The 12,390-nt window shown below is 37.3% G+C and carries 8 protein-coding genes; 6 read left to right on the top strand and 2 right to left on the bottom strand.

The window, feature by feature from the left end:
• Window positions 1–68 precede the first annotated feature (68 nt).
• Window positions 69–2,294, top strand: a complete 2,226-nt coding sequence (locus tag HHO41_RS03405) for an AAA domain-containing protein (RefSeq protein WP_169095465.1) — start codon at window positions 69–71, stop codon at window positions 2,292–2,294.
• A 78-nt stretch (window positions 2,295–2,372) separates the two neighbouring features.
• Here HHO41_RS03405 and HHO41_RS03400 read toward each other — a convergent pair whose 3' ends face one another.
• On the bottom strand, window positions 2,373–4,076 hold the full coding sequence (locus HHO41_RS03400) for a ribulokinase (protein ID WP_248278350.1): 1,704 nt from the start codon (window positions 4,074–4,076) through the stop codon (window positions 2,373–2,375).
• Window positions 4,077–4,446: 370 nt separating this feature from the next.
• On the opposite strand from HHO41_RS03400, the gene HHO41_RS03395 reads away from it, so the two are divergent.
• Window positions 4,447–5,544: a zinc-binding dehydrogenase gene (locus HHO41_RS03395; RefSeq protein ID WP_169095464.1), complete on the top strand. Its 1,098-nt coding sequence runs from the start codon at window positions 4,447–4,449 to the stop codon at window positions 5,542–5,544.
• Between the two features lie 82 nt (window positions 5,545–5,626).
• On the opposite strand, the gene HHO41_RS03390 is transcribed toward HHO41_RS03395, so the two are convergent.
• Window positions 5,627–7,480 (bottom strand): histidine kinase dimerization/phosphoacceptor domain -containing protein, encoded by a 1,854-nt coding sequence (locus tag HHO41_RS03390; protein WP_169095463.1) that lies wholly within the window; start codon window positions 7,478–7,480, stop codon window positions 5,627–5,629.
• A 359-nt stretch (window positions 7,481–7,839) separates the two neighbouring features.
• Between HHO41_RS03390 and HHO41_RS03385 the strand changes: the two genes are divergently transcribed.
• The 4 genes from HHO41_RS03385 to HHO41_RS03370 all read left to right on the top strand — a co-directional run bounded on the left by HHO41_RS03385 (window position 7,840) and on the right by HHO41_RS03370 (window position 12,344).
• Window positions 7,840–8,427, top strand: coding sequence for an ANTAR domain-containing response regulator (locus HHO41_RS03385; RefSeq protein ID WP_169095462.1), 588 nt, complete (start codon window positions 7,840–7,842; stop codon window positions 8,425–8,427).
• A 373-nt stretch (window positions 8,428–8,800) separates the two neighbouring features.
• Complete coding sequence (locus HHO41_RS03380) at window positions 8,801–9,772, top strand: ABC transporter substrate-binding protein (RefSeq protein WP_169095461.1); 972 nt, start codon at window positions 8,801–8,803, stop codon at window positions 9,770–9,772.
• Between the two features lie 77 nt (window positions 9,773–9,849).
• Complete coding sequence (locus HHO41_RS03375; protein ID WP_169095460.1) at window positions 9,850–11,346, top strand: sugar ABC transporter ATP-binding protein; 1,497 nt, start codon at window positions 9,850–9,852, stop codon at window positions 11,344–11,346.
• A 2-nt stretch (window positions 11,347–11,348) separates the two neighbouring features.
• Window positions 11,349–12,344, top strand: coding sequence for an ABC transporter permease (locus HHO41_RS03370; protein WP_169095459.1), 996 nt, complete (start codon window positions 11,349–11,351; stop codon window positions 12,342–12,344).
• The last annotated feature ends 46 nt before the right edge of the window (window positions 12,345–12,390 follow it).

Here is a 12,390-nt window from a genome sequence, read left to right as displayed (position 1 = left end):
ATCACTTCAATGGGAAATACCGGGCACTAGAAACTAGTTAAGGAATTTCCAACGGAAAAGGGAGACCAATGACCACATTTAAAATCTACATAAACGAATGGCAAGAAGCATTGCAGCAGGAAATCAATCATTTGAAAAAATTTGGCGGGAGCCGGTACTCCCTTACAAATGGAAGACAGTTAGCAGTTGGCGACCAATATAGCTATTATTTTGATACATCATTCTCATTGAGGATACCGATTGGCTCAACGGTAAAATTGGAATGGGGTACGGTGACAACAAGCGGTATCGTGCTTTCATCAGAAGGTCGGGGAATGATTCTGGGATTGGAAAAGAATCTTGGTGAACAAGTGTCGGAGGCGTATCTCGTGCATGACCCGTGGGAATTGCTTGAGCAGCTGATACAACGCTTGGATGAAATCAAAAAAAGTAAACAGAAGCGGCTGAGAGTCAAGCGCTTGATGAATCCGTCCCAAGAAACAAAGCATCCGGCAGGAAAGATTACCAGCAATATCCACGAACTCGTTTTGCGCTCTAAATACAATCCGGTCACGTTTGTTTGGGGACCTCCGGGTACTGGAAAAACCTACACACTCGCAAGAACCGCAGCAAACAAATATTTTCGCCGTAAGAAAGTTTTGATTTTATCACATAGCAATCAAGCGGTTGATGTATTAATGCGTGAACTGACTGATTTTATTAAAAAGAAAAAAGTATTCCGATTAGGTGATGTCATTCGCTACGGGGGAAATACGGGGGATGCGACCCAAGATCACGAAATCACCACAAATGTACTGATTGAAAAGCAGGATCCGCGACTTGCACATAATCGAGAAAAATTAATTGAAGAAAGGCGATCGCTCAAGCAAGATCTGACCCATTCATTTAGCAAACGAGATTCGGACAAGTTGCTCGAACTAGAAATAGAAATTGCAAAACTCTTAGAAAAGGTCCGGAGAAAAGAGGTTCAATTAGTTAAAGAGGCGTTTGTTGTTGGGGCGACGCTGGCAAAGGCGGCCAGTGACAGTGCGATTTATGAATCCGATTATGATGTCGTCATTCTCGATGAAGCGAGTATGGCATACGTACCACATGCTGCTTTTGCTGCCTCATTAGGAAAGCGGGTGATTATTTGCGGTGACTTCAAGCAATTGCCCCCAATCGCATCGAGTCGGGCACCACTTGTCGCCAAATGGCTGAAGGAGGATGTGTTCCATCATGCTGGCGTGGTGGATTCGTTACATGAAGGAAAGCTTCATCCACAATTGTTTTTGTTAAAAGAACAACGGAGGATGCACCCAGATATTGCGGAGTTTACAAATCGCTACATATACCATTCGTTAGTAGGAAACCACGAAAGTGTTTATAAAAGTAGACACACAATCGCTAACCTCACTCCGTTTCAAGGTCAAGCCGCTGTGCTTTTAGACACGAGCTTTACCGGTTTCCATTGTGTCAGTGATAAAGCGACAAATTCTAGGTTTAACTTATGGCAGCTTTTGCTGTCGTTCCAATTAATTCAGGAGGCCTATCTTGGCGGAGCAAAATCAATTGGATATGTGACACCATACCGGGCTCAAGCAAATTTGATGGAATGGCTTTTAGAAGAATTGTTGGAAAAAGAGCGAAGTAAAATCGATATCATTGCCGCGACTGTGCACCGATTTCAAGGAAGTGAACGCGATGTCATGATTTTTGATACGGTAGATAGCGCACCGCAAACAAGAGCTGGTATGTTGTTAACAGGCAAGGACAGTGAACGGCTGATAAATGTAGCGATTACAAGAACGAAGGGGAAATTTCTGCACGTTAGCAACAGACATTTTATTGAAAAGTATATCCATCAAGGTAAAACGCTACGCCAGCTCGTTGATCATCAAGTTAAGGAAAATCATACAGTCACCACAAAAGAGATTGGTTCATGGATCAAAAATCAACACCCAAATGTCAGGTGGTTTCATGCGCGGAAAGTGGAACCTGTTTTTCGTGATTTGAAAATGGCTAAGTCATCAATATTCATCTCCTTACCGGAGGGCACCGTGTTAACAGAAGAGTGGAAACAGCAATTGCAAATCAGGGATAAACGATGCCAATTGACGTTGATATCAGAGTCCAGGTGGAGCGAAGCTGATGTTTGGCAAAACCAGAGCTTTCCGTTTACCTTTGTAATGTTGGACGAGAAGGTTTTGTGGCTCGGACTACCGCTTGAAGGCGCCAAAGGGACCAAACCCCCTTACGTCGCAGTGAGATTGAGTTCAAGCAAGATTTGTGAATACCTACTAAAGCAAATTTAAGTAATTTTTTAAAAATCATCAATAAAAATAAAGAGCCTGTCAATCCGCAAAGCAGTTGTCAGGCTCTTTATTTACATTCTATTTATTTTCAATGAAAGCTAATTTTGATGTTTGTGCTGAACAATTGCGAAGCTTTTTAAGCGATCTCATTAAATTGATGTGTTTTACACCAAAATAATCATGCATATCTTTATAGTGAGTAAAGAGCGTTTCATAAATGGCGACACTTTCTTCATTTGGATAGTAGGTCTTTTCAAACGGCGGTGCAATATGCTGAATCGCTACTTTTATGTCGCTATATCCACCATTTTCCGCACCAGCGGCAACAGCTCCTAATACTGCTGCGCCAATTGCTGGTGCATATTCGGACTGAGAAATTTGAATAGGGATATTGAGAATATCAGCATAAATTTGCATTAACAGCGCATTACGCTGTGGTAAGCCACCACAAGCTACGACTTTTGCTACGTTCATACCCCATTCGCGGAACGTTTCGATGATGATTTTAGCACCGAATGCCGTACTTTCCATATAGGCACGATAAATTTCTTCAGGTTTTGTATGAAGGGTTAGCCCAATTAAAACGCCCGACAAATCAGCATCAGATAAGATGGAACGATTACCGTTATGCCAATCGAGCGCAAACATGCCGTTTTCCCCAGGTATAAGCTTGCTTGCTTTCTCTTCTAAAAGGTTGAACACAGATACTCCTAATTCTTGAGCTTGTTCGTAATAAGAATTAGGAACATGGTTTTTAACATAACTGCCGAATAGATCACCGACTGCAGATTGACCAGCTTCATAGGCATATAGGCCAGGTAAAACCCCATCCTTAATAACCCCTGAAATTCCAGGAACCTCTTTTAGTTCAGAGTGCATCATCATATGACAAGTAGAAGTACCCATGACCATAAGGAAGGTTTCAGGTTGATAGACACCGGTGCCCAGTATGGCTGAATGTGCATCAATAATTCCAGTCGCGATTGGTAACCCTTCGGGAAGTGAAAGTTTCTCCGCCCAATCTTTCGAAAGATACCCTGCACGTGAACCAATGTTTTTGACTTCTCCAGCCAATTTGTCAAGGATGGTAGAACCAAATTCACGATCTAGTTCTTTTAGGAACTCTTCAGGAAATCCATCTTCGTCATTCCAAAAAGTTTTGAATCCTAATGAGCAGTTGTTTCTAATTAAGGTTGAAGTAAGCTGAGAGACAAGCCAATCTACTGCTTCGATAAAATAAGTAGTAGCGTCATATACAGCTTTTCCTTCCTCAAATACTTCGAGTAATTTAGGGAACGCCCATTCTTCTGAGATATTGTAGCCTAACCGACGCATCCACTTTTCTTTTCGCTGAGTTGCTAATTTATATATTTTTTCTGTTTGAGTTTTGGTGTGATGGTGTTTCCAAAGTTTTAACCATGCATGATGTGAATCTTGCCATTCTTTGTGAAAGCATAATGGTATTAAGTTTTGATCGACTGGTATTAATGTAGAAGACGTCACGTCAATACCTAACCCGATTATTTGCTCTGGATTGATTCCCGCTTTTGAGATTGCCGCAGGAACTCCTTCTTCTAAAACTTCAATATAATCATTGGGATGTTGTAGAGCACTTCCCTTTGGAATATTAATTTCTGAGTTTGGTAGAGTTTCTGTAATGACTCCGTGTCTGTAAGGAATGACTTGCATCCCTTTGATTTCTCCTGTTGCTATGTCTACAACCAGAACCCTTCCTGATTCGGAGCCATAATCAATTCCAATTGAGTACTTCTTCATTTCCATCTGTCTTGTCCCTCCCGCATGAAAACCTTTACATTGCTTTGTATCATTTTAACAGAATCGAGCAATATTGAGCAATCCTTTTGTCTAAAAAGAGCGTATTAACGAACATCTTTGAGCGTGAGCAGAATTTTAAACGTAAGTGAGCGGTAAATTCTAGCAATCTGATTGTTTTATAAAAAAATATGTTTGAATTTATTTGTTTTTACTTGCTATTGACTTGACACTCAAAAAAACTCTTCGTATATTATAAATATCGAGTGAATATGAACAATAAAGAGCAGAAACAAACACGAAGATGAGTGATCGTGGTTTAGATGATAAAAAACAATCGCATTTCATCTTATCGTGTTTATCATTAGGGGGAGAAATAATGAATAGTACTAAGACAGCAGTTCAATCACGTACATTTCGACTTTTAAGTCCAGGTAAAGTTGAGGAAGTTCTTATTGAACGTAATGTCCGCGAGGGAGAAGTGGTTGTTGAACCAATTCTAGCGAGCATTTGTCATGCAGATTTGCGTTATTACATGGGGCTAAGAAGTCCAGAAGTAATGGCTAAGAAATTACCGATGGCTCTGATTCATGAAGGAATTGCTAGAGTGGTAGAAAGTAAGTCAGATAAGGTAAAAGTCGGCCAAAAAGTGGTCATTGTCCCTAATATACCGGGTAATTTATTAGGTGAGGGAGACACAGAAGAATGTAGTCCTCTTCGTGATAAAGATTTTATTGATAATTATAGTGAAAAAAATAAATTTTTGGGCAGTGGCTATGATGGTATTGCCCAAAACCGTTTAGTTGTACCAGCAGAATGTGCGATTCCTATCGGTGAATCTGTACCAGATGAAATTGCTGTCCTATCTGAATTATGCACCGTTTCTTATCAAGCCTTGAGCCGCATTAAAGAACAATTAACTTCACCAAATTCTACAGTGGCACTTTTTGGCGATGGACCTGTTGGTTATTTAACAGCAGCGATGATTCATCATGTTTATGGCCTTGATGCTTCAAGATTAAAAGTGTTTGGAGCGATTCCAGAGAAGTTGGCCCAATTTGGCTTTGCAGACTGTGCTTTAGTTCAAGAATATGATTTTAAAGCAGGAAAAAGAGTGGATGTAGTTGTAGAATGTACGGGTGGAAAATTTAGCGAAAGTGCTGTAAACCAAGGTATTGACCTGTTAGCACGTGGTGGCACTTTAGTTCTAATGGGAGTATCTGAAGAAAGAGTACCAATTAATACTCGAGATGTACTTGAAAAAGGATTAACGTTACTAGGAAGCAGCCGCAGTGCTTGCAGAGACTTTCATGCGGTTATCACGGCAATGGAAAATGTTGATTATCAAAAGACATTGAGAGCGATTCTTCCAACCGAATTCAATGCGATTCATAATGCCGATGACTTTATGAAAGCAATGGATTATGCTGGCGAGCATCGAAGCTGGGAACGTGTTATTTTGGACTTTAAGTGGTAATTTAAATGAATTTAAAAAAGCCTATCTTCCGTGTTTTTGGGAAGATAGGCTCTTTTTTACCGTTACAAATGGATGTCATAGGCTATTTTAGGTTGTGGAAAATTCTGTCGTTCGGAACGACCACTTCGACGGTCGTGCCTGTCTCCTCGCTGACAAAATTGATCGTTCCACCTAAATCACTGGTTACGATTCCTTGTAAAATAGTTAATCCGAGGCTTTCGCCTTGCTTGGAATAAAAACTCTCCGGAAGTCCTACCCCGTTATCACTAACTTCTAAAAAAATAAATTCATCATTTCGTTTGCATTTTATCTCAATTTTACCTAAATCCATATTTTTAAAAGCATGCTTAAAACAATTAATCACCAATTCATTGATGATAAGTGCTATCGATGTCGCTTTGTTATAGGGAATTAATATATCATCTAATTCAAACGTGATGGTAATGTTAGGGTCTGTATTGATCAGGTCAATCACTGCCTCGATGATTTCTTTCACGTTAATAATACTTCGACCTAATTTGTCTTTTGACAAAAGATTATGGACAGAGGCAATGCTTTTTACTCTGGAAATAATGCTATCTAAGGCATCATCGATTGACATTTCAGGGTTGTTTTTCACAAATGTTTTTTGTAAATAGATGAGTCCAACAATCGATTGAAGATTATTTTTGATGCGGTGATGACTCTCCTGTAAGAAGGCGGACCTTCCGATTAATCTTGTGTCTTCAATCGCTATGGCAGCATGACGGGCCAAAGTCGATAAGTATTTAGCCTCCTCATTTGAATAAACATATAAGTTTTCATAATAAAACTGGATGATGCCGGTCACTTGGTTCCTAATTAAGACGGGAATGCAAATAAAGGTTTTAACCTTCTCGATTTTCTCAAACAGTAAGTTAAATTCTTTATCATTTTCATTCAGATAAAATATACCGTTTCCTTTAGCGATATTCATGATCGCCTCTTTATTTAATTGGGCTTTTAAATTTTTCTCATTAATCCCAAATTCATCAATAATACTCGATGTTTGCTCGTCAATTAACTTGATCGAACAACCATCCGCATTCATGACATTCATTCCTTCTTTAGCCAATAATAACAGTACATCTTTTAGCTCATATTCAGATGTTAAGAATTCAGCAGCCTTAAAAATGGCTTCAAGAACATTTTGGGTATCGTCATCTTTATAGATATTGTTTTCTTTATATTTGTAATCTTCAATGGCTTTGAGCAATTTTTGCGGGTCCCTTTTGGCGATGTCTGCAGATAGTTCATTTCTTATCTTTCCTTTTGATAGGATAGAAATCCGATCAGCTACTTTGATGGCTTCCTCCCATTGTTTCGTAACATAAATGATACTGCCTCCATCTTCTTTGAACTGTTTTAGGACATTATATAATTTGGCAGCATAATTGGCCGAAAGCCCTTCCATTGGTTCTTGCATGATAATCACTTCAGGTTGTTCCATGAATATCCCGGCAATATAGACAATTCTTTTGTTTTCCTCAGATAATTTATTTAATTTTGTTTGATAATTAATTGGGAAATCTAATTTATTCAAGATATATTCCGCTCTTTTTCTCACTTTCCACCAATTGATTAACGGGAGAAATTTTCGAGTGGGTAAAGCCGAATAATTAAGGTTTTCGGCTACTGAAAAGTGATTAAACAGTAATGGTTTTTGTTGCATAATGAGTATTTTATTTTTTCTGAGTTTATGGTTAGCAAGGATTTGACCTTTAAATTTAAATACTCCTTTTTCAGCATGTTTTTCTTGTGCAGCCATTAAGGAATTAATAAAAACATTTTGTTCGGAGCTGCTTTTAATGATCAATGCGTGAATTTCTCCGTACCCAAGATTTAAACTAACGTTTTTCATATTTCCGTCAGGACTGCGATAAGACAAGTTCTGAATTTCAAACAAATATTTTGACAATTTAAACCTCCGTATGGTAATTTTCTTATTCAAATAAAAATTTGAGATGGGTTCGTTTTTGTAGGATTTTAGACTAAAATAAAAAGTGAGAGTGAATTTTGTTTTGGTATAATAATGAATGTGTCATACTATTGTTGCTATTTTATATCATAATAGAAAAAAATTATCACAACAATCATCAAACGAAACCATGTATGTTATACTAATCAAAAGGAAACACATTCCGAACGTATCGCTCCAAATGATTCCGACAGTAAATTTCAGGTTAACGCTATATTACCAAAAAATACATACAGAGAGAATCCTACAACGAAACTATTTTTCGATAATTAATTGCTAACTTGGGTGGGGAAGATTACATGAGAAAATTACGAATTGTTCTTGCTGAAGATGAATTCTTGATTTTAATGTCGTTGAAATCATACGTAGAAAATTTAGGCCATGAAGTGGTTGGAGAGGCTAATGACGGAAAGAAAGCGGTAGAAATCGCGCTAGAAAAAAAGCCGGATTTAGTCATCATGGATATAAATATGCCAAATCTTGATGGAATCGAAGCCATTAAAAAGATAAATGAAACATTATATATTCCGAGTATCATTGTAAGCGGTTATTCTGATGAAAAATTAATTCAAAGAGCGACAGAAGAAGGCGTCCTCTATTATTTGCTAAAACCGATCGATATTAAGGAATTAAAAATTGCGATCAATATTAGTATGGCGAAGTTTGAAGAGTTACAAAAACTGCAAGATGAGTTGAATGACACAAAGATGGCGCTAGAAGCACGTAAATTTGTTGAAAAAGCAAAAGGCATTCTTATGACAAGAATGAATTTACCAGAACCAGAAGCGATGAAACGACTACAGAAAATGAGTAGAGATCACAATAAAAAATTAGTTGTTGTCGCAAAAGAGCTTATTCAAGCAGAGTCATTATTTTATAATGAGTAAAAAATGAACATTTTCGAACATTTTTAAACTAAAATTTAAAAATAATCTTGACTATTGGAAGTGCTGTTAATATAATTTAGTTAACTTAAAAAACTAATTAACTACTAATATTCTAAAGTAAATGACTGAAAATAAAATATTTTATAAATTTTATACTTACGGCTGGTATGAAATTTATAAAGGCTATGGGTGCCTTGTTTATTAAACTTATTATGTTTATTTTTATTGACATAATAGGTTTGTTAAATAAGGCACTTTTTGTTTTTTTTTCAATCATTATGTAAACGTATTCATAACTTGAAGGGGGGGATTAACCAGGAAATTCTGATGGGTATTCTTTATTAAAAAATAATAATCATTTCGGGGGTTACTAATGAAAAAGAAATCATTGGCATTTTTAATTGCTTTAGTTTTTTCAGTGATGTTTGTTGCAGTAGGTTGTTCTTCTGATAAAAGCAGCAGCAGTGGGGAGAAAAAAGAATCAGAAGGTAAAGCAGCTAGTGACGAAGAGTTATTAATTGGTATGTCATTCCAAGAGATGAACAATCCTTACTTTATTTCAATGAATGAAGCCTTTGAAGATGCAGCAAAAGCAGTTGGCGCAAAAACAATTATTGCCGATGCACAACATGATGTTAGCAAACAAATTAGTGATATTGAAGATATGATTCAAAAAGGTGTAGATATTTTATTAATCAACCCAACTGATAGTAAGGGTGTAGAAAGTGCAGTTATCGCAGCTAATAAAGCTGGCGTTATTGTTGTAGCAGTTGACGCTCAAGCATCTGGCCCAATTGATTCTTTCGTAGGTTCAAAAAACTATGATGCAGGTTTACTTGCTGGTGAACAAATGGCAAAAGACCTAAATGGAAAAGGTAAAGTAGCTATCTTAGATGGTATTCCTGTAGTGCCTATTCTAGAGCGTGTTGAAGGTTTCAAAGCGGCTATTGCGAAACATCCTGGTATTGAATTAGTAGATACTCAAAATGGTAAGCAAAACCGTGAAAAAGCAATGAGCGTTACAGAAAATATGTTACAAGCAAATCCAGATCTTAATGCAATCTTCAGTGTAAATGATGAGGGTGCTCTAGGTTCACTTGGTGCAATCGAGGCGTCTGGCCGTGATGTATTCCTTTACTCTGTTGATGGTCATCCAGAAGCAATCGAAGCAATCTTAAAAGGCGGTGCCTTTAAAGCGACTACTGCTCAATTCCCAAGAGACCAAGTAAGAATCGGACTTGGAATGGCTTTAGCTAAATATTGGGGTGCAAAAGTAGTACCAACAGAAGTTCCAATCGATGTTAAATTACAAACTAAAGAAAATGCAAAAGGCTTTAGCTGGTAATCAATCAACAAAAGAGCGCTTTAAGGAAATTTCCTTAAAGCGCTCTCATTCATAACAGTAGGGGGAAGGTGATTTCATTGGATTATATATTAGAAATAGAAAATATAACAAAGGAATTCCCCGGGGTAAAAGCACTGAATGGCGTTAGTTTTAACATAAAACGCGGTGAAGTTCATGCTTTAGTAGGGGAAAACGGTGCAGGCAAGTCAACATTAATGAAAATCCTTTCGGGTGTATACAGTCCTACTAAAGGTAAAATTCGCTTAGATGGAAATGAAGTTACATTTAGAGATCCAAAGGAAGCACAAAAGCTAGGAATTAGCATTATCCATCAAGAGTTTAGCTTAATTCCATATTTAAATGGTGTTGATAATATTTTTCTGGGTCGTGAGATGAAGAAAGTAAATGGTCTATTGGACAAAAGAAAAATGAAAAAACACGCAGAGGAAGTTCTGCAAAGGTTAAATGCCAAAATTGATCTCAATAAACCAGTAGCAAGATTAAGCATTGCGAATCAGCAATTTATTGAAATTGCTAAAGCGATTGCCATTGATACGAAAGTGTTAATCTTTGATGAGCCTACTGCGAGTTTAACTGGGAAAGAAATTGATAAATTATTTGAGCTAATTGAAACGTTGAAAGCAAATGGTGTAACCATTATATATATTTCTCATCACTTGGAAGAAATCTTGCAAATGTGTGATCGCCTTACTTGCTTAAGAGATGGTGAATTCGTCGGAACAAGAGAAGTCGCTGATTGCACAAAACAAGATATTGTCAAAATGATGGTGGGAAGAGAGATTGTAAATGCTTTTCCAGAGCGACCAGCTCCCAAAGGAAGAGACGCTGAAAACCTCTTAGAAGTGGTAAGAATCAATAATCAACATGTTAAAGAAGTAAGCTTTTCATTAAAAAAAGGCGAAATTATTGGGATTGCAGGCTTAGTAGGATCTGGGAGAACAGAAACCGTTCGCGCGCTCATTGGTGCTGATGATGCGAAAGACAAGGAAGTCTTTCTCAATGGGAAAAAGGTCAATATCAAAAACCCTACCGACGCCTTAAATCATGGTATTTGTTTATTGCCGGAAAGCAGAAAGACACACGGATTAGTTCTCGATATGACAGTCAAAAACAATATCACCTTGCCTATTCTTAAGAAACTTTCAAAAGGTATTGGTCTTATTGATAAAAAGAAAGAAGAAGAGCTTGTTTTGCAATCGATTAAAGATTTGCTGATTAAAACCCCAAGTTCAAAGCAAAAGGTCAAACATTTAAGTGGGGGAAATCAACAAAAAGTTGTATTAGCTAAGTGGCTTAATACCGAATGTAATATTTTAATTTTTGATGAACCTACCCGCGGAATTGACATTGGGGCTAAGGAAGAAATATACAAGCTAATGAGAAATTTAGCTGATAAAGGAATTTCGATTATTATGATTTCATCGGAATTACCTGAGATTTTAGGAATGAGTGATAGAGTGCTTGTCATGCATAAAGGGAAAATCCTAAAAGAATTGGATGCAAAAGAAGCAACGTCAGAAAATGTAATGCACTATGCAGTGGGTGGTGTTTAAGTATGAATGGAATCCAAAATGAAGCAAAGACAATCAAGTTAAATAAGGCAAAACCGTTTGATTTAAAAGAAACCTTTAAAAATCCAGAAATTCTAACCTTAATCGGATTTTTTGTACTATGTATATTTTTTAGCTTGTTCACTGAGGAATTTTTCACAGGAACAAACATTTCCAATATCATCAGACAAGTTTCAATTAACGGAATCTTGGCTGTTGGTATGACCTTTGTCATCTTAACGGGTGGAATTGATTTATCAGTTGGGTCAGTGTTGGCTTTAACTGGAACGATTATGGCTGGTTTGATGATCAATGTTGGGCTACCTCCAATCTTAGCTGTATTAATCGGAATTTTGCTTGGTGCCTTGCTTGGATACATAAACGGTATTTTTGTATCATATGCAAGAATTCCAGCGATCATTGTTACTTTAGCGATGATGGAGGCTGCACGTGGTGTAGCACTATTGTATACAGGTGGATATCCTTTATCAGGACTACCTAGTTCATTTGCTTTTATTGGAAGAGGATACCTGTTTGAGGTTATTCCAATGCCAGCAGTTATCATGATTTTAGTGTTTATTGTTGCTTATATTATTCTTAATCATTTACCATTCGGCAGACATATTTATGCGATTGGTGGAAATGAAGAAGCGGTTCGTCTATCTGGTGTTAAGGTAAAAAGAATTAAAACTTTGGTTTATTTAATAAGTGGAATCACTGCGAGCATCAGTGGTTTGATCATGACAGCAAGACTTTCTTCTGGTCAACCGATGGCTGGTGAAGGCTATGAATTAGACGCGATTGCGGCAGTTGTATTAGGTGGAACAAGTATTGCCGGTGGTCGTGGACATATTTTTGGTACTTTACTAGGTGCTTTATTAATGGGTGTCTTAAGTAATGGATTGAACTTAATGGGTGTTTCTCCACACGTTCAACGGGTATTAAAAGGTGTCATCATTGTTGGCGCAATTTACTACAGCAGTAGAAGCCAAAAAGATTAAGTTGTCTAGAAATGAAGAAATAATCTAGTCAGCATGAGAAGTTTTC

Source organism: Bacillus sp. DNRA2 (assembly GCF_012843265.1).
Lineage (GTDB): Bacteria > Bacillota > Bacilli > Bacillales > Cytobacillaceae > Bacillus_BU.
Note: the sequence above shows the minus strand (reverse complement) of the source record. Positions and strands in the feature narration are given on the sequence as shown.

Bases quoted from the DNA above. Each gene is read 5' to 3' on its own strand.
- HHO41_RS03405 (WP_169095465.1), top strand. From the start codon at position 69: ATGACCACATTTAAAATCTACATAAACGAATGGCAAGAAGCATTGCAG.
- HHO41_RS03400 (WP_248278350.1), bottom strand. From the start codon at position 4,076: ATGGAAATGAAGAAGTACTCAATTGGAATTGATTATGGCTCCGAATCA.
- HHO41_RS03370 (WP_169095459.1), top strand. From the start codon at position 11,349: ATGAATGGAATCCAAAATGAAGCAAAGACAATCAAGTTAAATAAGGCA.
- HHO41_RS03380 (WP_169095461.1), top strand. From the start codon at position 8,801: ATGAAAAAGAAATCATTGGCATTTTTAATTGCTTTAGTTTTTTCAGTG.
- HHO41_RS03385 (WP_169095462.1), top strand. From the start codon at position 7,840: ATGAGAAAATTACGAATTGTTCTTGCTGAAGATGAATTCTTGATTTTA.
- HHO41_RS03395 (WP_169095464.1), top strand. From the start codon at position 4,447: ATGAATAGTACTAAGACAGCAGTTCAATCACGTACATTTCGACTTTTA.